This is a genomic window from Halomonas sp. HK25 (genome assembly GCF_047795635.1).
Taxonomy (GTDB): domain Bacteria; phylum Pseudomonadota; class Gammaproteobacteria; order Pseudomonadales; family Halomonadaceae; genus Halomonas.
The window spans coordinates 2,018,567-2,043,837 of record NZ_CP181044.1 but is presented as its reverse complement, the minus strand read 5'-3'; the positions used below and the strand labels follow the sequence as shown (position 1 = coordinate 2,043,837).

Annotated in this window: 22 protein-coding genes; 17 read left to right on the top strand and 5 right to left on the bottom strand. The window is 66.8% G+C overall.

The genetic code is table 11. From position 1 onward, the window contains the following. Positions 1–21: 21 nt before the first annotated feature. Positions 22–612 (bottom strand): Fe-S biogenesis protein NfuA, encoded by a 591-nt coding sequence (nfuA, locus tag ACM26W_RS09845; protein ID WP_416140646.1) that lies wholly within the window; start codon positions 610–612, stop codon positions 22–24. Between the two features lie 290 nt (positions 613–902). Here nfuA and metH point away from each other — a divergent pair, with 290 nt between their 5' ends. From metH to ACM26W_RS09825, 4 genes are all read left to right on the top strand, one after another. Then, positions 903–4,622 (top strand): methionine synthase, encoded by a 3,720-nt coding sequence (metH, locus tag ACM26W_RS09840; protein ID WP_416140645.1) that lies wholly within the window; start codon positions 903–905, stop codon positions 4,620–4,622. Between the two features lie 55 nt (positions 4,623–4,677). Next, entirely contained in the window at positions 4,678–6,006 is a 1,329-nt protein-coding gene (locus tag ACM26W_RS09835; protein ID WP_416140644.1) for an MATE family efflux transporter, read from the top strand. A gap of 128 nt (positions 6,007–6,134) precedes the next feature. After that, complete coding sequence (locus ACM26W_RS09830) at positions 6,135–7,787, top strand: nitrite/sulfite reductase (protein ID WP_416140643.1); 1,653 nt, start codon at positions 6,135–6,137, stop codon at positions 7,785–7,787. Further along, complete coding sequence (locus ACM26W_RS09825; protein WP_416140642.1) at positions 7,780–8,298, top strand: DUF934 domain-containing protein; 519 nt, start codon at positions 7,780–7,782, stop codon at positions 8,296–8,298. Before ACM26W_RS09830 ends, ACM26W_RS09825 begins: the two co-directional genes overlap by 8 nt. Before the next feature lie 111 nt (positions 8,299–8,409). Here ACM26W_RS09825 and smrA read toward each other — a convergent pair whose 3' ends face one another. After that, positions 8,410–9,003, bottom strand: a complete 594-nt coding sequence (gene smrA, locus ACM26W_RS09820) for a DNA endonuclease SmrA (protein ID WP_416140851.1) — start codon at positions 9,001–9,003, stop codon at positions 8,410–8,412. A gap of 135 nt (positions 9,004–9,138) precedes the next feature. Between smrA and ACM26W_RS09815 the strand changes: the two genes are divergently transcribed. The 4 genes from ACM26W_RS09815 (at position 9,139) to ACM26W_RS09800 (ending at position 11,272) form a co-directional block, all read left to right on the top strand. Next, positions 9,139–9,582, top strand: a complete 444-nt coding sequence (locus ACM26W_RS09815) for a gamma-glutamylcyclotransferase family protein (RefSeq protein ID WP_416140641.1) — start codon at positions 9,139–9,141, stop codon at positions 9,580–9,582. Between the two features lie 94 nt (positions 9,583–9,676). Further along, positions 9,677–10,303 (top strand): NAD(P)H:quinone oxidoreductase, encoded by a 627-nt coding sequence (wrbA, locus tag ACM26W_RS09810; protein ID WP_416140640.1) that lies wholly within the window; start codon positions 9,677–9,679, stop codon positions 10,301–10,303. Beyond that, entirely contained in the window at positions 10,300–10,701 is a 402-nt protein-coding gene (locus ACM26W_RS09805; RefSeq protein ID WP_416140639.1) for a DUF2069 domain-containing protein, read from the top strand. The genes wrbA and ACM26W_RS09805 overlap by 4 nt, the downstream gene beginning before the upstream one ends. Before the next feature lie 94 nt (positions 10,702–10,795). Further along, on the top strand, positions 10,796–11,272 hold the full coding sequence (locus tag ACM26W_RS09800; protein WP_416140638.1) for a c-type cytochrome: 477 nt from the start codon (positions 10,796–10,798) through the stop codon (positions 11,270–11,272). 52 nt (positions 11,273–11,324) lie between these two features. Here the strand turns inward: ACM26W_RS09800 and ACM26W_RS09795 are convergent, their stop codons facing one another. Further along, positions 11,325–12,026 carry a cytochrome b/b6 domain-containing protein gene (locus ACM26W_RS09795; protein ID WP_416140637.1) on the bottom strand — a complete coding sequence of 234 codons (702 nt, stop codon included), beginning with the start codon at positions 12,024–12,026 and terminating at the stop codon, positions 11,325–11,327. 379 nt (positions 12,027–12,405) lie between these two features. On the opposite strand from ACM26W_RS09795, the gene pdxH reads away from it, so the two are divergent. Then, complete coding sequence (gene pdxH, locus ACM26W_RS09790) at positions 12,406–13,047, top strand: pyridoxamine 5'-phosphate oxidase (protein WP_416140636.1); 642 nt, start codon at positions 12,406–12,408, stop codon at positions 13,045–13,047. A gap of 103 nt (positions 13,048–13,150) precedes the next feature. Here pdxH and ACM26W_RS09785 read toward each other — a convergent pair whose 3' ends face one another. Continuing rightward, positions 13,151–15,892: a GNAT family N-acetyltransferase gene (locus ACM26W_RS09785; RefSeq protein WP_416140635.1), complete on the bottom strand. Its 2,742-nt coding sequence runs from the start codon at positions 15,890–15,892 to the stop codon at positions 13,151–13,153. A gap of 115 nt (positions 15,893–16,007) precedes the next feature. Between ACM26W_RS09785 and ACM26W_RS09780 the strand changes: the two genes are divergently transcribed. Beyond that, positions 16,008–16,961, top strand: a complete 954-nt coding sequence (locus ACM26W_RS09780; protein ID WP_416140634.1) for a histone deacetylase family protein — start codon at positions 16,008–16,010, stop codon at positions 16,959–16,961. Positions 16,962–17,109: 148 nt separating this feature from the next. Further along, complete coding sequence (locus ACM26W_RS09775) at positions 17,110–17,742, top strand: helix-turn-helix domain-containing protein (protein WP_416140633.1); 633 nt, start codon at positions 17,110–17,112, stop codon at positions 17,740–17,742. A gap of 1 nt (position 17,743) precedes the next feature. Here the strand turns inward: ACM26W_RS09775 and ACM26W_RS09770 are convergent, their stop codons facing one another. After that, positions 17,744–18,595 carry a formate dehydrogenase accessory sulfurtransferase FdhD gene (locus tag ACM26W_RS09770; RefSeq protein ID WP_416140632.1) on the bottom strand — a complete coding sequence of 284 codons (852 nt, stop codon included), beginning with the start codon at positions 18,593–18,595 and terminating at the stop codon, positions 17,744–17,746. 109 nt (positions 18,596–18,704) lie between these two features. Between ACM26W_RS09770 and ACM26W_RS09765 the strand changes: the two genes are divergently transcribed. The 6 genes from ACM26W_RS09765 (at position 18,705) to ACM26W_RS09740 (ending at position 25,250) form a co-directional block, all read left to right on the top strand. Beyond that, positions 18,705–19,136 (top strand): DUF3305 domain-containing protein, encoded by a 432-nt coding sequence (locus ACM26W_RS09765; RefSeq protein ID WP_416140631.1) that lies wholly within the window; start codon positions 18,705–18,707, stop codon positions 19,134–19,136. Next, complete coding sequence (locus tag ACM26W_RS09760) at positions 19,133–19,711, top strand: DUF3306 domain-containing protein (protein WP_416140630.1); 579 nt, start codon at positions 19,133–19,135, stop codon at positions 19,709–19,711. The genes ACM26W_RS09765 and ACM26W_RS09760 overlap by 4 nt, the downstream gene beginning before the upstream one ends. Before the next feature lie 30 nt (positions 19,712–19,741). After that, entirely contained in the window at positions 19,742–21,451 is a 1,710-nt protein-coding gene (locus ACM26W_RS09755; RefSeq protein WP_416140629.1) for a 4Fe-4S dicluster domain-containing protein, read from the top strand. 2 nt (positions 21,452–21,453) lie between these two features. After that, positions 21,454–22,086: a TorD/DmsD family molecular chaperone gene (locus ACM26W_RS09750; protein ID WP_416140628.1), complete on the top strand. Its 633-nt coding sequence runs from the start codon at positions 21,454–21,456 to the stop codon at positions 22,084–22,086. A 76-nt stretch (positions 22,087–22,162) separates the two neighbouring features. Beyond that, a complete protein-coding gene (locus ACM26W_RS09745) occupies positions 22,163–22,366 on the top strand; it encodes a twin-arginine translocation signal domain-containing protein (RefSeq protein WP_416140627.1) in 204 nt (67 codons plus the stop codon). Between the two features lie 31 nt (positions 22,367–22,397). Then, a complete protein-coding gene (locus ACM26W_RS09740; protein WP_416140626.1) occupies positions 22,398–25,250 on the top strand; it encodes a formate dehydrogenase subunit alpha in 2,853 nt (950 codons plus the stop codon). The last annotated feature ends 21 nt before the right edge of the window (positions 25,251–25,271 follow it).

Below are 25,271 nucleotides of genomic sequence, written 5' to 3'. Positions count from 1 at the left end.
CTAGCAGGACATCAGGGCTTCCTAGCGGTAGTAGGCGTTGGTGGTGTCCGTATGATCGGTCACGTCGCGAATGCCGGCCAGCTCCGGGATGCGCTCCATCAGCGTCCTCTCGACGCCCTCCTTGAGGGTCAGGTCCACCGCCGCACAGCCCTGGCAGCCACCGCCGAAGGCCAGCACCGCCACCTGCTCCTCGGTGAGCTCCACCAGCTTGATCTCGCCACCGTGGGCGGCAAGACCGGGATTGATCTCGCTGTAGAGGATATAATTGATGCGATCCGCCATCGGGCTGTCGGCGTTGACCTTGGGCATCTTGGCGTTGGGCGCCTTGATGGTCAGCTGGCCGCCCATGCGGTCGGCGTTGAAGTCGACCACTGCCTCCTCGAGGAACGGCAGGCTGTTCTTGTCCAGGTGGACCGACAGCTTGGGCAATTCGAGACGCTCATCGGTAGGCTCCTCCTCACCGGGCCGGCAGTAGGCCAGGCAGGTCTCGGCGTAGGGGGTGCCGGGCTGGGTGATGAAGATGCGCACGGCAATACCCTCGACGTTCTGCTTCTCGAGCAGCTCGGCGAGGTAGTCCTGGGCGCTGTCGGTGATCTGAATCGGATTGCTCATGGCACTCTCTTGTAAAATCTCTTGCTGGTCGGGCTGCGGCCTGGGGCGTTCCTTCGGCAGGCCGCGCGTCAGGGATTGGCTATCCACCATGGTAAGGCAGCGGACCGGAGCTGACAATCCCGAGTGATTTGGTGGGTCTTTGTGCCGCAACCTGCCCCTGGGCGACGCCTTTTGGTAACATAGGCGCATTTCCTGGCCGCCCCGTTAGAAGACGCCCCGTTAGAAGACGCCCCGAGGCGTCCGTGTGGCCATGCCCCTGGATGTGATTTCGCTGGAGACAAGACCTGCCCATGGCCGCCCATCCCACTGCCCAGACCGCCTCCCTGATCGACAGCCTCAACGAGCGGATTCTCATGCTCGATGGCGGGATGGGCACCATGCTTCAGAATGCCGGTCTGTCCGAGGCCGATTTTCGCGGGAATCGCTTCACCGACTGGCCCTCCGACCTCAAGGGTAATAACGACCTGCTGGCGCTCACCTGCCCCGAGCTGGTGTCACGCATCCACCGGGAGTATCTGGAGGCCGGCGCCGACATCGTCGAGACCAATACCTTCAACAGCACCCAGCTCTCCCAGGCCGACTACGGCATGGAAGCGCTGGTGGTCGAGCTCAACCGCGAGGCCGCCCGCCTGGCCCGCTCGGTCTGCGATGCCGTGGCCGCAGAAACCGGCGTGCCCCGCTATGTGGCCGGCGTACTGGGCCCCACCTCGCGCACCGCCTCGCTGTCGCCGGACGTCAACGATCCGGCCAAGCGCAACGTCACCTTCGATACCCTGCGCGAGAACTACTATGAGGCCGCCGCAGCGCTGATCGAGGGCGGCAGCGACCTGATCATGATCGAGACCATCTTCGACACCCTCAACGCCAAGGCGGCGATCTACGCCCTGGAGGAGCTGTTCGAGGACCGCGGCGAGCGCCTGCCGGTGATGATCTCCGGCACCATTACCGACGCCTCCGGCCGCACCCTCTCCGGCCAGACCACCGAGGCGTTCTGGAACTCGGTTCGCCATGCCCGGCCGCTCTCGGTGGGCCTCAACTGTGCGCTGGGGGCCGAGGAGCTGCGTCCCTATGTGGAGGAGCTTTCCACCAAGGCCGACACCTTCGTCTCTGCCCACCCCAACGCCGGCCTGCCCAACGAGTTCGGCGAGTACGACCAGACCCCCGAGGAGATGGCGGCCATCGTCGCCGAGTTTGCCGAGAGCGGCCTGGTCAATATCATCGGCGGCTGCTGCGGCAGCACCCCGGAACATATCGCGGCCATCCATCGGGCCATCCAGGGCATGACGCCGCGCCGTGTCCCGGAGGTCCCGCGGGCCTGTCGCCTGTCGGGCCTGGAGCCCTTCAACATCACCGCCGACTCGCTGTTCGTCAACGTCGGTGAGCGTACCAACGTCACCGGCTCGGCACGCTTCAAGCGCCTGATCGTGGAGGAAGACTTCACCACTGCCCTGGAGGTGGCCCTCGAGCAGGTGGAGAACGGCGCCCAGGTGATCGACATCAACATGGACGAGGGCATGCTCGAGTCCCAGGAGGCCATGGTGCGCTTCCTGAACCTGATCGCCGGTGAGCCCGATATCGCCCGGGTGCCGATCATGATCGACTCCTCCAAGTGGGAGATCATCGAGGCGGGCCTGAAGTGCGTGCAGGGCAAGGCCGTGGTCAACTCGATATCCATGAAGGAGGGCGAGGACGCCTTCCGTGAGCAGGCCACCATCTGTCGCCGCCATGGTGCCGCGGTGGTGGTGATGGCCTTCGACGAGGTCGGCCAGGCCGACACCTTCGCGCGCAAGACCGAGATCTGCCAGCGGGCCTATCGCATTCTGGTCGACGAGATCGGCTTCCCGGCGGAAGATATCATCTTCGATCCCAATATCTTCGCCATCGCCACCGGCATCGAGGAGCACGACAACTACGCCGTGGATTTCATCGAGGCAACCCAATGGATCCGCGAGCATCTCCCCCACGCCCTCGTCTCGGGGGGGGTCTCCAACGTGTCGTTCTCCTTTCGCGGCAACAACCCGGTGCGCGAGGCGATCCACTCGGTGTTCCTCTACCACGCCATCCGCGCGGGTCTGACCATGGGGATCGTCAACGCCGGCCAGCTGGCGGTCTACGACGACCTCCCCGAGGAGCTGCGCGAGGCAGTCGAGGACGTGGTGCTCAATCGCCGCAGCGATAGCACCGAGCGGCTGGTGGATCTCGCCGACAGGTACAAGGGCGATGGCTCGGGGCCCGCCAGGAAGGAGGATCTGGAGTGGCGCACCTGGCCGGTCAACAAGCGCATCGAGCATGCCCTGGTCAAGGGGGTGACGGTCTATATCGAGGCGGACACCGAGGAGGCGCGCGCCGCCGCGGAGCGTCCCATCGAGGTGATCGAGGGGCCGCTGATGGACGGCATGAACGTGGTCGGGGACCTGTTCAGCGCCGGCAAGATGTTCCTGCCCCAGGTGGTCAAGTCGGCGCGGGTGATGAAGCAGGCGGTGGCCTACCTGATACCCTTCATCGAGGCGGAAAAGAGCGGGGACACCCAAGCCAAGGGCAAGATCGTCATGGCCACGGTCAAGGGCGACGTCCACGACATCGGCAAGAACATCGTCGGCGTGGTCCTGCAGTGCAACAACTACGAGGTGATCGACCTCGGCGTCATGGTGCCGGCGGAGAAGATCCTGCAGACGGCCAAGGCCGAGAATGCCGATATCATCGGCCTCTCGGGACTGATCACCCCGTCGCTGGACGAGATGGTCCACGTCGCCAAGGAGATGCAGCGCCAGGGCTTCGAGCTCCCGCTGCTGATCGGCGGCGCCACCACCTCCAAGGCCCATACCGCGGTCAAGATCGAGCCCGGCTACGCCCACCCGGTGATCTACGTGGCCGACGCCTCCCGCGCCGTGGGGGTGGCCGGCAAGCTGCTCTCGCCGAGCCTCAAGCCGGCCTATGTAACGGACATTCGCAGCGAGTACGAGGCGGTGCGTGAGCGCAATGCCAAGCGCCGGCCCAAGGCCGCGGATCTCTCCTATGCCGATGCCCGAGCCCGCAAGTTCACCATCGACTGGACGAGCTACAGGCCGCCGGCGCCTGCCATGACCGGCCTTCGGGTGTTCGAGGACTACGACCTCGCGGAGCTGGTCGAGCGCATCGACTGGACCCCCTTCTTCATGAGCTGGCAGCTGGCCGGCAAGTACCCGAAGATCCTCGACGACGAAGTGGTGGGCGAGGCCGCCCGCAACCTCTATGGGGACGCCCGGGCGATGCTGGCCAAGTTGATCGACGAGAAGCGCATCCAGGCCAGGGGCGTGATCGGCCTGTGGCCGGCCAACAGCGTCGATGACGATGTCATCGAAGTCTATGCCGACGAGAGCCGCACGGAGGTGATCGAGCGGCTCCACCATATCCGCCAGCAGAGTACCAAGAACCGCGACGGCGTCTGCTATAGCCTGGCCGACTTCATCGCGCCCCGCCATGACGCCAACGGAGAGGAGAATGGCAAGCCCGACTGGATCGGCGGCTTCGCGGTCACCGCCGGCCACGGCGTCGAGGTGCTGGCCGAACAGTACAAGGCCGCCGGTGACGACTACAACGCCATCATGGTCCAGGCACTCACCGACCGCCTCGCCGAGGCCTTCGCCGAGCGCCTCCATGAGCGGGTGCGCAAGGAGTTCTGGGGCTATGTGCCCGAGGAAACCCTCGATAACGAAGCGATGATCGCCGAGAAGTATCAGGGCATCCGCCCGGCACCGGGCTACCCCGCCTGCCCGGATCATACCGAGAAGGCGACCCTGTTCCGGCTGCTCGACGCCACCGCCAACACCGGCCTGACGCTCACCGAGAGCTACGCCATGTGGCCGGCGGCGGCGGTGGCAGGCTGGTACTTCTCCCATCCCCAGTCGAAGTACTTCTCCACCGGCAAGATCACCCGCGACCAGGTCGAGGCGCTGGCAGAACGCAAGGACATGGCCCTGCAGGAGCTGGAGCGCTGGCTCTCCCCGGTGCTCTCCTACGATCCGGCCTGACCGCCCCACGCCGCGAGAGGGCCTGCCGTGCGGGCCCCTGACCCGACGGACACCCATGCTGCCTGAGCCCACCCGCCGACAGACGATCCTGCGCCTCGCCCTGCCGATCATGGCCGGCATGCTCTCCCAGAGCCTGATCAACCTGATCGACGCCGCCATGGTGGGCTCGCTCGGCGAGGTGCCGCTGGCGGGCGTGGGCATCGGCGGTTATGCCATGTTCCTGATCACCGCCCTGGTGTTCGGCCTCTCCTCCGGCGTCCAGGCCCAGACTGCCCGCCGCCACGGGGAGGAGGCCTGGGACCGCCGCGCCGTGCCGCTGAATGCCGGCCTGGTGATCGCCGTCCTCGCCTCGCTGCCCATTACGGCGCTCTGTTTGTGGCAGGCCCCGCGGCTACTGGCGCTGATCAATCAGGACTCGGCGGTCAATGCGGTGGCTGTGGCGTACTTCCGCTGGCGGGTGGTCTCGCTCGTCGCCGTGGCGATGATCTTCTGCTTTCGCGGCTACTGGAACGGCATCCAGGAGACCGGCATCTACCTGCGCATCATCCTGGTGATGCACGCCATCAATGTGGTGGCGAGCCTGGGACTGATCTTCGGCTACCTGGGACTACCCGCCATGGGCGCCGCCGGCGCCGGCGCCGGTACTAGCCTGTCGCTGTTCACGGGGCTGGCCATCTGGACGGTGCTCAGCCGCCGGCATGCCGTCGGCAGCGGCTTTCTCGAAGGCCTCCCGCGGCGACTCACCTACGCGACCACCCTGCGCCTGGCGACCCCCCACTCCTTCCAGCAGCTGTGGTTCGCCGCCGGCTACGCCGTGCTGTTCTGGATCCTCGGACAGATCGGCACCGCCAGCGTGGCGGTGGGCCACGTGCTGGTCAATCTCTCGCTACTGCTGATCCTGCCCGGCGTCGGGCTCGGCATGGCCGCGATGAGCCTGGTGGGCCAGGCCATGGGGCGCGAGGCCCTCGGCGACGCCCACCGCTGGGGCTGGGAGGTGGTCCGCCTGGCCTGGTGCTGCCTGGCGGTCCTGGCGCTGCCCATGGCGCTCTTTCCCGAGGCGGTGCTGGAGCTCTTTCTCCACGACCCGGTGCTGGTCGCCCTGGGTCGGCTGCCGCTGCAGCTCACGGCGCTGATGATCGTGCTGGATGCCGCGGCCCTGGTGCTGGCCCAGGCGCTGCTGGGGGCCGGCGCCAACCGCACCGTGATGACCACCACCCTCAGCCTGCAGTGGTTGGTGTTCCTGCCCTTGGCCTGGTGGGTCGGCGTGGGCCTGGAACAGGGGCTGCTCGGAATCTGGTGGGCACAGTTGGCCTACCGCTGCCTCAACTCCGCCTGGTTTGCCGTCATCTGGCAGAGGCGACGCTGGCAGCAACTCCGCGTGTGAGCCCTCGCCTCACGTGGTAATTACTTTTCGCATAAAAACTATAAGTATTTATTCTTTCCAAGCATAAAGCTTGGCGCGTATGGTGCTCTCTCAGGCACTGCCACTTTCACTGCAGCAGGAACGGCTGAATGTACCGGTACGACACCTACGACCAGACCCTCGTGGATGAGCGCGTCGCCCAGTTCCGTGACCAGATGGACCGTCACCTGGCCGGCCGCCTCGGGGAGGAAGAGTTTCGCCCCTTGCGTCTGCAGAACGGCCTCTACATCCAGAAGCATGCGCCCATGCTGCGCATCGCCATCCCCTATGGCATGCTCGGCAGCCACCAGCTCAGGCGCCTGGCGGCGATCACGCGTCGCTACGACCGGGGCTACGGCCACTTCACCACCCGCCAGAACCTGCAGCTCAACTGGCCAGCACTGGAAGATGTGCCCGATATCCTCGCCGAGCTGGCCGAGGTGCAGATGCATGCCATCCAGACCAGCGGCAACTGCATCCGCAACACCACCAGCGACCAGTTCGCCGGCATCGCCGCCGACGAGGTGGAGGACCCGCGCCCCTGGTGCGAGTTGATCCGCCAGTGGTCGACCCTGCACCCGGAATTCGCCTTCCTGCCGCGCAAGTTCAAGATTGCCGTGACCGGGGCCGCCGAGGACCGCGCGGCCATCCAGGTCCACGACATCGGCCTGCGCCTGTGGCGCGACGATCGCGGCGAGGTGCGCGTCAAGGTCCTGGCCGGCGGCGGCCTGGGCCGTACCCCGATGATCGGCGACGTGGTGCGCGAGGACCTGCCCTGGCAGCACCTGCTGACCTATCTCGAAGCCTGTGTGCGGGTCTACAACCAGTTCGGCCGTCGCGACAACAAGTTCAAGGCGCGCATCAAGATCCTGGTCAAGGCACTGGGGATCGATGAGTTCCGCCGCCGCGTCGAGGCCGAGTGGGTCCATCTCAAGGATGGCCCCCAGACCCTGACCCCGGCCGCCGTGGAGGCCGCCCAGCGGCATTTTCCGGAGCCCGAGCGTCGCCCGGTGAGCGATGCCGGCATCGGCGATTTCGAGCGGCTGCGCGTCGAGAACCGCGCCTTCGCCCGCTTCGTCACCAACAACGTTACCGACCACAAGGTGCCAGGCCACAAGGCGGTGACCCTGTCGCTCAAGCGACGCGAGCATGCGCCGGGTGACGTCACCGCCGACCAGCTCGAGGCGGTGGCCGACCTCGCCGACCGCTTCAGCTTCGGCGAGGCACGGGTGACCCACGAGCAGAACCTGGTGCTCTCCGACGTGCCGGTGGATCAACTCGAGGCGCTATGGCACGAGCTCGATGGCCTTGGCATGGCCAACCCCACCATCGGCACCCTCAGCGACATCATCTGCTGCCCCGGCGGCGACTACTGCGGCCTGGCCAATGCCGTGTCGATCCCCATCGCCCAGGCGATCCAGGAGCGCTTCGAGGATCTCGACTTCCTCTACGATCTGGGACCGCTGGACCTCAATATCTCGGGCTGCATGAACGCCTGTGGCCACCATCATGTCGGCCATATCGGCATTCTCGGTGTCGACAAGAAAGGCGAGGAGTACTATCAGATCTCGCTGGGCGGCAACGCCGGCGACGACGCCTCCCTGGGCAAGATCCTCGGCCCCTCCTTCTTCCGCGAGGACGTGCCCGGGGTGATCGACAAGGTGCTCCAGGTCTATGCGGAGCAGCGCCATGAGGACGAGCCCTTCCTCGACACCTATCGCCGTATCGGTCTGAAGCCCTTCAAGGAGCGGGTCTATGCCTGACAGTCAACTCGAGCAAGCCCAGACGCTGATCAAGATGGGTCAGCCCGAGCAGGACGAATGGGCCCTCTCCCGCGTCGAGGAGGCGCTGCCCAACCGGCGTCCGGTGATCGTGCCCCTGGCGCTCTGGCAGGCGCACCGCGAGGACCAGGAACTGGCGCCCTGGCTGCCCAGCGACACCGAGCTCGGCCCCGAGCTGGCCGAGGAGCTGGCCCAGGCACCGCTGATCGCCATCGACTTCCCGGCCTTCACCGACGGGCGCGGCTATTCCCTGGCCCGGCTGCTCCGCGAGCGCTATGGCTTCGGCGCGGAGATCCGTGCCATCGGCGACGTGCTGGTCGACCAGCTCTACTACATGACCCGCTGCGGCTTCGATGCCTTGGCGCTGCGCGAGGATCAGCACCTGGACGACGCCATGCGCGCCCTGGGCGCCTTCAGCGTCAGCTACCAGCCGGCGGTGGACGTCAAGGAGGCGCTCTTCGAGCGCCGCCTGCGCGAAAACGGCGACGCCTGAAACAGGTGCGCGCACCCAAGGACGGGCCCCGGCAATGCCGGGGCCCGTCTACGTCGGGGCCGGCACCGCTGCCCCCCCTCATCTACCTGAGCTTGCCCTGGCTATCTAACGTCAGCCACGGCGTTTCTGCTGCCGCTCCCGGTTGGTAGACTTCGCCCGCTCGCTCTTGCGCAGCATCACCCAGGTAGCGCCGAGCCCGCCGTCCGACGGCTGGGCGGAGACATAGGCCTGCACCTCGGGAAACTGGATCAGCCACTTGGCCAGGTAGGAGCGCAGCACGTTGGCCGGGCTGTCGATGGCCTGGCCACGGCCGTGCACGATCAGCACCGAACGCAGGTCGTGGGCGAAGGCCTCATGGATGAAAGGCGGCAGCGCCCGGCGGCACTCCTCCAGGGGGCGACGCAGCAGGTGAAGGCGCGCCTGATCCGCATAGCCGCCGTGGCGCAGGCGATCCACCACCCCCTGCTGGATGCCGTCGCGACGGTACGCGAGCGGGTCGAAGGGTGGCAGCAGGTCGACGAAGTCGTCGGAGAGAAAGCCGTGCCCGGCCACCTCGGCGGCGGCGCTCTCCCGGCGGGCCAGCTGCGCCTCGCTGGGTGAGCGTAGGCTGTGGCCGGGATCGGCTCGATTGCCGTCCCGGGAGAGCGGACGCACATCACCCATCAGGGCCTGGAAGTCGAGGTCATAACACGCCTGCCGGGTCATGGGGCACCTCACGATCGTCATGGGGAGCATCCATCCTAGCAGAGCCTTCGCCTCGGCTTAAGCCGCCTACGCCTGCGCCGGACAAGCGCCTCGCGGCATGGCAGGATGGGACGCTCCCATGCCGTGAGGAGCCCCATGCGACGCCTTCATCTGTTCTTCGCCACCCTGCTTGGCCTGCCCCTGGCGGTGGCCGCCTGGCTCTGGTTCACCCTGCTCAGCCCCTTCACCTATGACCGCCCCGACCACCTGGCGCCCATCGAAGCGGGCCCCCACGAGGTCTTCGTCTACGGCACCCTGCGCTCGGCGCTGGTGCGCTGGGTGGTCACCGGTCGCGCCGGCGACTCCCGTCCGGCGGTGCTGGAGGACTTCCGGCGCACCGCCCTCGATCTGGAGGAGTCCCCCGGTGAACGCGTGGAGGGTGAGGTGATTACGGTCAGCGCCGAGGAGTTGGCTCGGCTCGACCGCTACGAGCGCCTCGGCATCCGCTACGAGCGGGTGCGCCTCACCCTCGCCGACGGCAGCGCGGCCTGGGTCTACCGGCGCCTGCCCGAGGAAGACTTCAAAGAAGCTCGGTTGTGAGCAGGGCGCGCCGCCTTCTACAATGGCCTCCCGCAGACATTATCGGCCTGCTCGAGTGATCCCTTCCCACCCCTTCCCTGCCTCAGGAGCCCCGATGAGCACCTCCCTGCCCTATGTGCTGATCCTCTACTACTCTCGCCACGGCGCCACCCGCGCCATGGCCGAACGGCTGGCCGCCGGTGTCGAGTCCGTGCGCGGCGTCGAGGCGCGGCTGCGCACCGTGCCACCGGTCTCGCCCACCTGCGAGGCGGTGGACCCGGAGATCCCCGCCGAGGGGGCCATCTACGTTAGCCTGGACGATCTGCGTCACTGCGCCGGCGTGGCCCTGGGGTCACCCACGCGTTTCGGCAATATGGCCGCGCCGCTCAAGCACTTCCTCGACGGCACCAGCGAGCTGTGGCTCGGCGGGGCGCTGATCGACAAGCCCGCTACCGCCTTCACCTCCACCTCCAGCCTGCATGGCGGCCAGGAGAGCACCCTGCTGACCATGCTGGTGCCTTTGCTGCACCACGGTATGGTCTATGCGGGCCTGCCCTACAGCGAGACCGAACTGATGGAGACCACCCGGGGCGGCACCCCCTACGGGGCCAGCCACCTGGCGGGCAAGCGCAGCGACCAGCCGCTGGACGAACACGAACGCCGCCTGGCTTATGCCCAGGGTCGACGCCTGGCGAGGCTCGCCCTGGCGCTGTCGGCGATGCCCAGGGATGAACGCTCATGAGGCGCTGGCTCGAATCCCTGGAGGCCGAGAAGGGGCTGGACCAGCTGACCGCCCAAGCCCGCCGCTGGGTGCTGATCAGCTATGGCGCCCTGGCCCTGTCGCTGCTGGCCTGGGGCCTGCTGCTGGCCCGCGATGGCGGCAACCTGCGCCCCCTGTTGGCCTTCCTGCTGCCGCTGGTGCTGTTCCTGCCCTCCCTGCTGGCGAAACGACCGAGGGGCCACGCCTGGCTCGCCTTCGTCAGCCTGCTCTACTTCATGATCGGAGTGAACGTGGCGGTCCTGCCCGGCCTCGGCTGGCTGGGCTGGCTGATTGCCCTGGCGGCGCTGGCCCTGTTTGGCGGCTGCACCCTCTATGCTCGCTTTCGTAGCCGCCAGCTGCGCACCGCCCACGAGGGCTAGCAGCACGTGCTACGCTTGAAAAGGCTTGATTCACCTCAAGCCACCGCATTCAAGTGGAACCCGACAAGACCATGCAGCACGAAAGGAGATCGTGATGACCGTGACCTTCCGCCCCCTGCTCACCAGCCTTGGCCTCTCCGCCGCCCTGCTCTCCTCCGCTTCCGTCCAGGCGCTGGAGGTCGACAAGGCGATCGAGTATCGCCAGTCCGCTCTGCGCGTGATGGCCTTCCAGACCGGCCCGCTGGGCGACATGGTCCAGGGCGACATCGACTACGACGCCGAGGACTTCGCGCTGCGTGCCAACAACCTGGCCTCCCTGGCGCATCTGCCCTGGGAGGCCTTCATCGAGGGGTCGCTGCAGAATGACGACCACGGTATCGCCACCGAGGCCATGGCCGTCATCGCTGACAACCGTGACGACTTCATCTCACGCCAGGAGACTCTTGTCGACGAGACCGACACCCTGGCCCAGATGGCCAACGACGGCGCGGAGTTCGATGAACTGCGCCGCCAGATGGGTACGGTCGTCGACACCTGCCGCGGTTGTCACGACAACTATCGCGACAACTGATATCGCGACAACAGAAGCCGGTCAACCCTGGGCTCACCACAACGCAGCGGACTCATGCACTCCACAGCCACAGCACTGGCAGCGCGGCGATGATGATTACCACCACCGCAAGCCAGGGGCTGGCAGTATGCCGGGCAGGGCCACCGGCAGACCTTCCGGCGCCCGCTGGAACGCCCTCGGGCTCACCTTCCAGCGGCTTGCGGCCAGTGAACATTGCACCCACCAGGCGTTCGCCCTTCAGTCGGTGCACCACCAGGGCCAGCAGATGACCGGCAATCAGCAGCAACAACAGGTTGGCATTGAGATGGTGCAGCCCGGCCAGGGTGCGGGCGGTGCTGCGGTCCACCAGGCCATGCAGGGGGGCATTGAAGAAGATGTCGTCGCTCAGGAAGAGACCGCTGACGGCCTGGAAGGTGAGCGACAGCAGCATCACCACCACCATGATGCCGCCCAGGGGGTTGTGACCGGCAAAGATGGGTGGGCGCCCGCTCAGCAGGCGCCTGGCGTAGTCGACCATGCTGGCCGGCGAATAGAGAAAGCTGCTGAAGCGGGCGTGGTGACTGCCCACAAGACCCCATAGCCAGCGGAATAGCAGCAGGCCGATCAGCACGTAGCCACCCCGGGCGTGGATATCGACGGGGAAGATGAAGGGCGCCCCGTCGGTCTTCATGGTGTAGAACGCCAGCGCCACGCACCCGACAAGCCCCCAGTGAAAGAGTCGCACCGGCACGTCCCAGACTTTCAGTCGCGTCATCTCGCCTCCTTGCTGATTACAGTGGATTCTCTGGTATCTGACTGCCAGCACCGTTCATTTGACTTACCATGTGGCGTTCAATGGATGCCGCCACTTGCTGATGGCCCGCAGAAGGAGTGTACCTCTTGTCATCACCCAACGCCTGGCGTGAGGCCGGCACGCTGACCGTACCGGTGATGTTCGGTTACCTGCCGGCGCAACGTCCTGTTCTCCATTATCGGCGGCACTGCGACTTATATGGCCATGGTGCAGCGGGGCTGGTCGCCGTGAAAGCGAACCGACATATGCCAAAGGTCACAAATCCCGCTTGTACGGCCAATAGAGTGTTGAGCTACCGGCGCGGAGAGGCGACCATGAAAGAAACTTCGAGGAGATTTTCATGACACGCAACATCGCCGATATCCGCCGCGACTACGAGGGTGGGCAGCTCGACGAGTCACAGGCCACCGAGAACCCCATGGAACTGTTCGAGGAGTGGCTGACCCTGGCGCTGGAGAGCGAGGGAGATGACGGCAACGCCATGACGCTGGCCACCGTGGACAGCCAGGGCCTGCCCCATGCGCGCGTTGTCCTGCTCAAGGGGATCGACGAGCAGGGCCTGGTCTTCTACACCAACTATCACAGCCACAAGGGCAGCGAGCTGACCAATGTTCCCCATGCCGCCCTGGTCTTCTGGTGGCCATCACTGGCGCGCCAGGTGCGCGTCGAGGGCAGCGTCGTACAGGTCAGCGCCGAGGAGTCCGACGCCTACTTCACCAGCCGTCCGCGGGCCAGCCAGTTGGGCGCCTGGATCGCCACCCAGAGCGTGGTGATACCCGGCCGCACCTGGATCGAGGAGCGTCAGAGCCGTTTCCAACAGGCCTACGAGGGACAAGAGATTCCGCGCCCGGTGCACTGGGGTGGCTACCGCGTCGTTCCCACCATGATCGAGTTCTGGCAGGGCCAACCCAGCCGTCTCCACGACCGCATTCGCTACGAATCCCGTGACGGCCAGTGGCAGCACTTCCGCATGGCGCCCTGAGCAACCTGGCCGGCTGACCTTGAGCGAGTGACCTGGAACGACCGACCCCCGCCGCTGGCGGGGGTCGGTCATTGGTGGGGTGAGCCATACGCGCTGGACGCGCTCAGTCCGGCAGGCTTTCCAGGCGGTGTCGCTGCCACTCGCTCTCCGGCTCGTTGAGCCGCAGCACCGCATCCACCACCTGTTCCTCCATGTTGTAGCGCTGCTTGAAGCCGAGATGCTTCATCAAGGAGCGCATCGGGTGGTTATCGACCATGATCTTGCCGATCATCTCCAGAGTGCCGACGCTGCGACAGTAGTCGATCAACTTGTTCATCAGCAGGCTGCCGATGCCGAGCCCCGTTAGATCATCGCGGATGATCACCGAGAACTCGGTGCGGATATTGTCAGGGTCGTTCCACACCCGGGCCACGCCCAGCATTTCCTTGCTGCCGTCATCGCGCAGGTGCTCGGCGATGAAGGCCATCTGACGGTCGTAGTTGATGTGCGACAGCATCGAGAGGTCCCGCTGGGTCAGGTCAGACTTGTTGTGGAAATAGCGAAAGCGGATGCTCTCCTCGGAGAGTTGATGGTGGAAGTTGGTGATCAGTGGCGCGTCCTCGGCCCGGATCGGGCGCACCTCGACCTCCCAGCCGTTCTTCAGGGTGACCCACTCACGCAGCTCTTCCGGGTAAGGCATGATCGCGAAGCGCGCCGGCGTGCCGAGGTCCATGGCAAAATCCACCGCCACTATGTCGTCACGGTTGAGCAGCAGCGGGTTGATCTCTATCCCACGCAGCTCCAGCAGGTCGCTGGCCATCTGCGACAACTTGACCAGCAGTTGGCAGAGCCGCTCGATATCCCGATCGGGGTCGCCTGAGTGTTCATGGATCAGCCGCGCCACGTGAGTGCGACCCACCATGTCCTCGGCCAGTGTCATGTTGAGAGGCGGCAGCGCCACCTGGCGGTCGGCCAGGATATTGACCTTGTAGCCGCCAATGCCGAACACGATCACCGGGCCGAACACCGGATCCCGAGTGATCCCGGCGCACGTCTGCAGCGAATGTTTGCCGCGCTGCATGGGTTGCAGGCAATACTCTCGGACCTTGAAGGCGGGATATTTCTCGTTTACCTGTTCGCCGAGCAGAGCGATCCCTTCGGCCACCTGTTCGGGGCTTCTGAGGTCCTGCATCAGCCCCGCCGAGACCCGATGGGGGTGCTTGCGATAGCGGAACGGCCGGCAGTTTCCCTCATGAACCACCTTCAGTGCCATGGCGCCATCGAACGCCGCCGCGGCGCCCTCAGCGGGGGTGGTCACATAGCGACTCTCCGCCACCGGAATGCCGTAGGCCTCCAGCACCTGGGCGGTCTCGGAGTGGGAGAGCGACTCACGCCCTTCGGCCTTGGCCTCCTTGATCAGGGTGCGGCAGCGGGCGCGGATAGCCGGGGTGGTGGTAAACGGCAGGCTGGGCGGGGTCTCCTGCAGCAGCGCCTGGACCCGCTGGTAGTCGACCATGTGCATGAAGGCATTGATGGCCTTCTCGGGCGACACATAGGTGGGAATGGCCGCCAGGCTGCACTCGTGGCGGGCGGAGAGCGCCTCCTCCAGCCCCATGAAGCTGGTCAGCAGGTTGCGGCGGAAGCGCTTGCGGTTGGCCACCACCGCCTGGGCGGTGGTCTTGGAAGGTGCCATGCGCGTGGGCGCATGCACCACCAGCACAGCATCGACGCCGGGATCGGCGGCGACGATCTCGATGGCATCCACGAACTTTTCGGGGGTGGCGTTGCCGCCCAGGTCCACCGGGTTCTCCCCCGGCTTGCTCATGTCGAAGTCGCCCTGCCTGAGGGCGCGCCGCGTCTCCTCGGTGAACTCGGCCAGCTTGCCGCCGGCGTGGATCAGCTTGTCGATGGCCAGCATGGCCGGCCCCAGGCCGTTGGAGACGATGGCCAGGCGGTCACCGCGCAGTGGCTTCATGAGCGACAGGGTCATCAGCGCATCGAAGAGCTCATCGGAGTCATGCACGCGCACCACCCCGGCCCGGGAGAAGGCCGCATCGAAGATCTGGTCGCGGTTGGCGACGCCCGGCGTGGGCGGCAGGCCGGTGAGGTCCGACTGGGGCGTACGCCCGCTCTTGATGGCCAGCACCAGGCGGTTACGCGAAGCGTCGCGCAACGCGGTCATGAAGTGCTGGGCGTCGAAGATCTTCTCCAGGTGGAGCAGGATCGCCTGGGTGGGGGAAAACTGGTTGATGTAGTCGAGCAGATCGGGAAGCATGACGTCGACGCTGTCGCCGAGCGTGATCAGGTGCGAGAAGCCCACGCCGCGACCCGCGGCCCAGTCGATCATCGCCGTGCCGAGCATGCCGGACTGGCCCAGGTAGGCGACCTTGCCGGCCTTGATCGGCCGGTTGGCATAGGAGGCGTTGAGCTTGCGCCCCGGCACGATCAGCCCCATGCACTCCGGCCCCAACACGCGGATCCCCGACTGGCGGGCGGCATCGAGCATGCGCTGGCGAATCGAGGCCTTGCCGTCGCGCGCCTCGTCCAGGTGGGAGCCGCCGGAGAGCACCAGGGCGGCGCGCCCCCCGATGCTGCCCAGCCTGGCGATGCGCCCCGGCACCGTGGCCACCGGCGAGCAGATGACGGCCAGGTCGGGCGCTTCGGGGAGCTGACCGATGCGCGAGAAGGCGGGCTGGCCGAAGACACTCTCGTAGCCCTTGGGATTCACCGCCCAGATGGTGCCCGGAAAACCAGCCTCCTGCAGGTTGCGGATCACGAGCCCGCCTAGGGAGCTGGACTTTTCCGAGGCACCGATCACGGCAATGGTGCGGGGTTCAAAGAAGTGACGCAGGAAACGGGTGCTCAAGATGCTCTCCCGACAGCTGATGGCTGAAATGACTGCCTCCTGTGTACGACCTATTGAGACTGTCTGGCAAGGGATTAGGCAAAGTAAAGTGACCCCAGTCAGCCTGGAGAGCGCAATGATCACCGGTTACATCACCCATCCCCACTGCATGCTTCACCACATGGGCCCCGAGCACCCCGAGAGCCCGCTGCGGCTGGAGGCGATTCGCGCCAGGCTGTCCCTTTCCGGGCTGCTGCAACAGACCATGCAGTCCGAGGCGCGCGAGGCGACCGAGGAGGAGCTGGCCCGCGTCCATCCCCTGCGCCACCTGCGTGCCCTGGACAAGTGCGTTCCCGACGAGGGCATCGTCACCCTGGACAGCGACACCATGATGAACCCGGACAGCCTCAACGCCGCCCGGGTAGCCGCAGGGGCGGTGATCCGCGGCGTCGACCAAGTCTTCCGCCATCAGGCTGACAACGTCTTCTGCGCGGTGCGCCCTCCCGGCCACCATGCCGAGGCCACCGACGCGATGGGCTTCTGCTTCTATAACAACGTGGCCGTAGGCGCCGCCCATGCTCGCGCCAAGTACGGCGCACGGCGCATCGCCATCCTCGATTACGACGTGCATCAGTGCAACGGCACCATCGACATCTTCAAGGATGACCCCGACGTGCTGGTCTGCACCAGCTTCCAGTACCCCTTCTACCCCTGGCGCTATCTGCGCAGCGAGTGGCAGAATGTGATCAACACGCCGCTGGAGGCGGGGACCGACAGCGCTGCCTTCCGCCGCGCCATCGAGAACGACTGGCTGCCCGCCCTGCACCGCTTCAAGCCGGAGCTGGTACTGCTCTCCTCGGGCTTCGACGCCCACCGGGAGGACGAGATGGCCGAGCTCTGCCTGGAGGAGGCGGACTTCTACTGGGTCACCCATATGGCCATGGAGATCGCCGCCCTCTACGCCGACAATCGGCTGGTCTCGGTGCTCGAAGGCGGCTACCACCTGGATTCCCTCGGACGCAGCGCCGAGGCCCATCTCAAGGCACTGCTGGGCCAGCCCTTCAGCGACGCACCGGCGCTCTCTGCCTAGTGCTATCCGCCCACGGGAAATGTCACGTTTCCCGTGGACGGGAAACTTGCTTCCCCGTCGGCACCGCCAAGGCGGCCTGGCGGCGGCATTATTGCCGCCGGGCTGTGGTAAGCTTAGGAAACCTGTTTCCGATAGTGAATTTCTGCCGATGACTGCCACCACCGATCAGGACGCCGCCCTGCGCATCGCCTCGGGGCGCAAGCCGCTCGTCGAACCGCTGCGGCTCGGCGTACGTCTGCGCGAGATCCGCCTGGCCAACCAGTGGACCCTCGAGGACGTCAGCCAGCGCACGGGCCTTGCCCGCTCGACGCTCTCCAAGATCGAGAACGACCAGATCTCCCCCACCTTCACCGCCGTCCAGAAGCTGATCGGCGGGCTGGGCATCGACCTGCCCCAGCTGCTCACACCGCCCCGCCAGCAGAGCCGCACCATGGGGCGCCGCGATCTGACCCGAAGCGGCCATGGCCAGCAGCACCCCACGCCCACCTATGAGCACGAACTGCTCAGCTGCGAACTGGCCCAGAAGCGCATGATTCCCTTCAAGACCATCGTGCGGGCGCGCAGCTTCGAGGAGTTCAGCGAGTGGGTGCGCCACGATGGCGAGGAGTTCCTGATGGTGCTCGATGGCGAGATCAAGCTCTACACCGAGTTCTACGAACCGCTGCGTCTCGAGCAGGGCGACAGCATCTACTTCGACAGCGACATGGGCCACGCCCTGGTCTCGGTGAGCCCGGAGGATGCCGTGGTGCTGTCGGTCTGTACCCGAGTCGAGACCGCCTGATTCAGCGCCTGCCGCCACCGGTGCGGTCACCGGGGCGGCGCGTCGGCATCGCATCCAGCGTCAGGCGTCCAGCGGAATTGATCGCCTGGAAGTGCCGCCCCTTGGCGCGGGCGATCAGCATCACCCCGAATCGGCTGGCCAGCTCGACCCCCTTCTGGGTCACCCCGGAGCGCGAGACCAGCACCCCGATGCCCATCTGGGCCACCTTGAGCACCATCTCCGAGGTCAGTCGGCCGGTGGTATAGAAGATATCGGCCCCTCCCGAGTTTGCCTCCGCCAGCCACTGGCGTCCCGCCAGGGTATCCACGGCGTTGTGGCGACCCACGTCCTCGACGAAGTCCAGCACCCGCGCCTGATGGCACAGCGCACAGCCGTGCACCGCCCCGGCGCTGCGATAGGTCTCGTTATGCTCGCCGAGGTTCTCCAGCAGCGCGTAGAGCGTGGACTGGCGAAGCGGCGTTTCGACCAGCGGTTGGCGCGGCACCGCGTCGAGAAGCCGGCCGAACACCGTGCCCTGGCCGCAGCCGGTGGTCACGGTGCGGTGCCCTAGCCGCTCCTCCAGATCCTCGGGCTCGTGTCGCGTCACCACGGCCGCCGCCTCCACCTCCCAGTCCACGTGCACCGCCAGCAGATCCTCGCGGGAGGCCAGCAGTCCCTGGTTACGCAGATAGCCCACCACCAGCGCCTCGGGGTCGTCGCCCAGTGTCATCAGGGTGACAATCTCGCGCTTGTTGAGGTAGAGGGTCAGCGCCCGCTCGGCGGCAATGGCCTGACGGCGGGGGTCGCCAAACTCGTCGAGGACCTCGATCTCCAGGGTGGCGGGCAGGCGGGCGTGGCTGCGGGTCAACGGCATGACGCGTCTCGTTTCTTGTGGGTGGGCGCCGACGGCGACTTGACCATGATGGCAGCCTCGCGCCTTACTGTCTTCAGCATCGCTTGCATCACAACAACAGGACAGCGCCGTGACAGATTCCCACAACCTGCGCCCTGTCGGCATCACCCTGGCCGCCCGGGAGCACACCATCAACGGTTTTCGGGCCACCCAGTGGGGCGTCGCCGAACTGACCCCGGACCGCGGTGGTGACACCACCCTCTGGCTCCAGCTCACCATGACCGAACGCGCCGCCTATCGCTTCAACCTGTCCTCGGGAAATCCGCGCCTCTTCGTGCGCGCGGGCTTCAGCGGCGCCCCCGCTGAGCCCGGCGCCATCACCGCCAGCCAGGACGTGGCCGCCGCCTGGATGGACGGTGAGCAGCAGGTGCTCGAGGCCCCCATGCCCCTGGCCATCCAGGTGTGGATCGAGGCCTATCTCGCCCGCCATGGCGAGGCGCCCGTGGAGGAGCGCAAGAAGAAGCGCAAGGGTGCCGGGCGCGCCCGGGAGGCCCAGCCATGAGCCGGCTGGAGCGCTGGTCCCGCCGCAAACGCGGCCTCGACGCCGAGCCTACCAGCTCCGCTGAAGATGAAGGGTCCGGGGAGGCCCCGCCTCGCCGTGTGCCAGCGCCCGTCGACAAGCCTATCGCCCATGACACGGACGCCCAGCTGGACGACACCCTCCCCGACCCAGAGAGCCTTCCGCCCGGCAGCGACGTCAGCCGCTACCTCCAGGAGGGCGTGAGTCAGGTGCTAAGGCGGCGCGCCCTGCGTCGTCTCTGGCAGGCCGAGCATTACCAGGTGCGCGATGGCCTCGACGACTACGACGGCGACTACAGCCAGCTCGAGACCATGGGCCGAGAGGTCGCCGAGCGGCTGCGCCACTGGAGTCGCAGGGTCGGCGACGCTTTGGAGTCCGAGGAAGACGACACGGAGCACACCACCGTCCCGGTCGATGAACGCGCCGCCTCTGCCGATGAGGCGAACGCCGATGCCCCTCCGGCAGAAGTACCGGTCGATCCCGATCGGGACACAACAGGACGCTTGGCAGACGACCAAGGTGGAATAGGAAATATTAGTGATAATCGTCAAGACTGATTAATGCCCTACCCTGACCCTGAGGTATTCATGCCTGCCCCCATCGCCCTGACGTCGCTGGATGATCGGCGCAACCGTGCTGCCCGTGAGGCCGCCAGGCGCCGTGTCTCCTGGCCGGCGAACCTGGCCCCCGAGACCGTCGAGTTCGAGAGTCGGGGCCAGCTGCTGATCCTGGGCAGCGAACTCGACGCTCGCCGAGCCGCCGCGCGGCTGGTCGACCGGCTGCCCGGCATCACTCTCCTGGTGACCGAGCGCTCCAGCGCCGAGGATGACCCGGCGCTGGAGGACATCTGGGCTGCCACCAGCGCGCTGCCCTGCCACACGGCAGCCAGCGCCGACGCCCTGCGCCTGGAGGGCTACCTGGGACGCTTCCTGGTCACGCTCGCGTTGGACGAGGAGCCCGTGAACCTGGCCCAGGCCACCCTTGGGCGCCCCAGCTTCGATCTCGTCCTCGACTTGGGCGCCCAGCCGTACCTGGCGCTCGAACTGCCCCCGCCGGGTTACCATGCCGTGCGCTGGGGCAGTTCCGAGGGCGAGCAGGCACTGGAGACACTGGCGGCCTCCGTCGGCACCTTCGAGGCCCCGCGCCACGTCAGGGTCAACGCCGATCTCTGCGCCCACCAGCGCAGCGGCCAGCCCGGCTGCACGCGCTGCCTGGAGACCTGCCCGGCCGATGCCCTTGCCAGCCGCCAGGGTCGGGTCGAGGCCTGGATCGAGATCGACCCCTACCGCTGTCATGGGGCGGGCAGCTGTGCCAGCGCCTGCCCTACCGGCGCCATCGAGTATCGCCTGCCAACCCCGGCGCCCCTGGAGGGCTATCTCGCCGGGCTGCTGACCGCCTATCGCGAGGCGGGAGGCGGGCATCCGGTGGTGCGTTTCGTCACCGAGGCGCGGCGTCAGGCGGAGGCCAATGAGCCAGCGGGCCACCTGCTCGACATCGAACTCGAAGAGCTCGGCGGGGCCGGGCTCGATCACTGGCTCGCCGCTCTGGCGGCCGGCGCCGCCGAGGTGCGGCTGCAGCGCGATGCCGCCACCCCGGCGACCCTGCAGCATCAGCTCGAGGCCCAGTTCGCCCAGGCCACGGAACTGCTCGCGGCCCTGGGGCACGCCCCCCAGAGACTGGCGTGGATCCCCGCCGAGGACGACGGCAGCGCTCGCGATGCCCTGCCCCGGGAGGCGGCGCTGGTGGCGCGACCACAGCCTACCCTGGAGGGGGGCAAGCGTGAGCGCCTCAATGCCACCCTCGACTGGCTGGCCGCCCAGGGAGCCCCGCGCGGCGAACGCCACCCCCTGCCCGCCGGCGCTCCCTTCGGAGCCATCGAGGTCGATACCGAGCGCTGCACGCTGTGCCGGGGCTGCGTGTCGCTCTGTCCCACCCCGGCGCTGTCCGGCGGTGACGAGACGACGCCTCGCCTGGCCTTTCGTGAGGCGGACTGCATTCAATGCGGGCTGTGCGCCGCTGGTTGCCCCGAACAGGCGATTACCCTGGCACCGGGGTTTCTCGCCTCGCCGGCGCGGCTGGAGACCCAGGTGGTCAAGGAGGAGCCGGCCTTCGCCTGCATTCGCTGCGGCAAGCCCTTCGCCACCGCCAGCACCATCGCCAATATCCAGCGCAAGCTGGCCGACCACCCCTATTTCGCCGGCGAGGCCCGTGCACGCCTCGAGATGTGCGAGGACTGCCGCGTCCAGGACGTCTGGCAGGAACTCGCCCGTGACCCCGAACGCCAGCTGAAGGTGTAGCCATGCACGACAACAGCCAGACCGCTGCAGCGGCGGCGGAGACAGACGCCCTGAGGGCCGACATCTACCGGCTGCTCGCTCGGCTACTGCTCGCCCCGCCCGACGCCGAACTGCTCGATTTTCTTGCCCATCTGGAGCCCGACGAGGACGACGGCGATATGACCATTGCCTGGCAAGGCCTGGCGGACGCGGCCCGGGCCACCTCCCCGGAGGCCGCTGCCCAAGCGCATTTCGCGCTGCTGGTCGGGGTGATTCAGGGAGAGATCACCCCCTACGCCTCCTGGTACCTGCACGGCACCCTGATGGACGAGCCACTGGTGGCCCTGCGCCGAGACCTTCGCCGCCTGGGCATCGCCCGCGCCGAGGAGAGCCGTGAGCCGGAGGACCACCTGGGCGCCCTGTTCGAAGTGATGGCGCTGCTGGTGGAGGGCGACTCACCGGATCAGGGTGCCTTTTTCCATCGACACCTGGCTCCGTGGGCTCAGCGTTGCATGGGTGAACTGGCGAGGGTGGAGGCGCCTCTCTACGCTGGTACAGGACGCCTGGGCGCCGCCTTTCTGGCGCAGGAACGGCAGCGCTTCGAGGCCATGGCCGAGGAGTCGCCGGTACGCGTGATTGACCCGGCTGCCGGCTAACCGCTCCAGCACAGTCGACTGGCCCGGCCGACAACAACCCACAATACGCCCCAACGCCTGACTCGAGGAGCACGCCATGAACCGATCCCACGACGCCCAACGCCGCCGATTTCTTCGCACCCTGGGTGCCGGCGGTGCCCTGGCCGGAACTGCAACTGTCATCGGCCACGTCAGCCTCAGTCAGGCGGATGCGCCGAGTTCACCCGACCGCGAATCGGCGAACAGGAACTATCGGGAAACCGATCACATCCGTACCTACTATGCCACCCTGCGCGACTGAGCGCCCCGCCCAGGTCAGGAGGTAAGACACCATGCGTCTGACACGCAAGCAAGACACCCCTCGCCCGGCGGGGCTGGGCATCTCCCGTCGCCAGTTCCTCAAGCGTAGCAGCGTAGCTACCGGCGGCCTTGCGGCTGCCGGCTTCATGGGCCATGGCATGATGCGCCCCGTCCAGGCTAACGGGAAGACCCCGGTGCTCGACTCGCCGGTGGAGGTCAAGCGCACTATCTGCTCCCACTGCTCCGTCGGCTGCGGCACCTACGCCGAGGTGCAGGAGGGCATCTGGACCCGCCAGGAGCCGGCCTTCGACCACCCCGTCAGTCGCGGTGCCCACTGCGCCAAGGGGGCCTCGCTGCGGCAGCACGGCCACTCCAGCCGGCGCCTCAAGTACCCCATGAAGCTGGTGGGCGGCGAGTGGCAGCGCCTCTCCTGGGACGAGGCCATCGAGGAGATCGGCGACCGGGTGCTGGCCCTGCGCGACGAGTATGGCCCCGACAGCGTCTACTGGCTGGGCTCGGCCAAGTTCAACAACGAGCAGGCCTACTTCCTGCGCAAGTTCGCCTCGCTCTGGGGTACCAACAACACCGACCACCAGGCTCGCATCTGCCATTCCACCACCGTGGCCGGGGTGGCCAACACCTGGGGCTACGGGGCGATGACCAATTCGCTCAACGACATGCACAACAGCCGCTCGATGCTGTTCATCGGCTCCAACCCCGCCCAGGCCCACCCGGTGGCCATGCAGCACTTCCTGATCGCCAAGGAGCGCAACAACTGCGACATCATCGTCGCCGACCCCCGCTTCACCCGCACGGCGGCCAAGGCCAATACCCATGTGCGCCTTCGCCCCGGCTCCGACGTGGCCTTCATCTGGGGGCTGCTGTGGCATATCTTCGAGAACGGCTGGGAGGATCGCGAGTACATTCACCAGCGGGTCTACGGCATGGACGAGGTGCGCGCCGAGGTGGCGACCTTTACCCCGAGGGTGGTAGAGGACGTCACCGGCGTGCCCGAGGCCACCATGCGTGACGTGGCCCAGCGCCTGGCCACGAAGAAGCCCGGCTGCATCGTCTGGTGCATGGGAGGTACCCAGCACACCACCGGCAACAACAACACCCGCGCCTACTGCATTCTGGAGCTTGCCCTGGGCAACATCGGCAAGTCTGGCGGCGGCGCCAATATCCTGCGCGGCCACGACAACGTCCAGGGCGCCACCGACCTGGGCCTCGACTCCAGTTCCCTGCCGGCCTACTACGGCCTGGCAGAGGGGGCCTGGCAGCACTGGGCGCGCGTCTGGGACGTCGACTACGAATGGATCAAGGGGCGCTTCGATCCGACCGAGTATCACGATGGCCTCCCCATGAACAGCAGCGGTATCACGGTGTCTCGTTGGGTCGACGGGGTGCTCGAGGACGACGAGTCGATCTCCCAGCGCACCGCCCTGAAGGCGATGTTCTACTGGGGGCATGCGGTCAACTCCCAGACCCGCGGGCCCGAGATGCGCCGGGCCATGCAGAAGCTCGAGATGATGGTGATCGTCGATCCCTACCCCACGGTGGCGGCGGTCATGCATGACCGCACCGACGGCGTCTATCTGCTCCCGGCCTGCACCCAGTTCGAGACCACCGGCAGCGTGACGGCGACTAACCGCTCGCTGCAGTGGCGCGACAAGGTGATCGAGCCGCTGTTCGAGTCAAAGCCTGATCACGAGATCATGTATCTCCTCGCCGAAAAGTTTGGCTTCGCCGACGAATTGACCCGCAATATCGAGGTCAACGGCAAGGAGCCCCTGATCGAGGACATCCTGCGCGAGATCAACCGCGGCACCTGGACCATCGGCTATACCGGCCAGAGCCCGGAGCGCCTCAAGGAGCATCAGCAGAACTGGCACACCTTCAGCTTCGAGAACCTTCGCGCCCAGGGCGGCCCCGCGGATGGCGACTACTATGGCCTGCCCTGGCCTTGCTGGGGCACGCCGGAATTCGCTCACCCCGGATCCCCCAACCTGTATGATCCCAGCGTGCCAGTGAAGGAAGGCGGCATGGGCTTCCGTGCCCGCTTCGGCATCGAGCGTGACGGCGTGAACCTGCTGGCCGAGGGCTCGGCACCGGTGCAGGGCGAACTCGACGACGGCTATCCCGAGTTCACCGACCAGATGCTCAAGGACCTGGGCTGGTGGGACGATCTCACCGATGAGGAGAAGACCGCCGCCGAGGGCCAGAATTGGAAGACCGATCTGCTGGGAGGTATTCAGCGGGTGGCCATCGAACATGGCTGCGCGCCCTACGGGAACGCCAAGGCCCGAGCCGTGGTGTGGACCTTCCCGGACCAGGTGCCCAAGCACCGCGAACCGCTCTATACCACCCGCCGCGATCTGGTCGAACAGTTCCCCACCTGGGACGACTTCCGCTCGCTGTTCCGGCTGCCGACCCTCTACAAGAGCATCCAGGACAACGACAACTCCGACCGCTACCCGATCATCCTCACCTCGGGGCGCCTGGTGGAGTACGAGGGCGGCGGCGAGGAGACGCGCTCCATGTCCTGGCTGGCCGAACTGCAGCAGGAGATGTTCGTCGAGGTCAATCCGGCCGATGCCAACGACATCGGCATCGGCGACGGCGATACCGTCTGGGTCGAGGGCGCCGAGGGAGGTCGCGTCCGCGTCAAGGCAATGGTGACCCCCCGGGTCGGCCGCGGCGTGGCCTTCATGCCCTTCCACTTCGGTGGCATGTTCCAGGGTGAAAACCTGCATGACCGCTATCCGGAGGGGGCGGCGCCCTATGTGCTGGGCGAGGCGGCCAACACGGCGACCACCTATGGCTATGACCCGGTGACCCTGATGCAGGAAAGCAAGTGCACCATCTGCCGGATCGAGCGCGCCTGAGCGATCGACAGCGACCAGGAG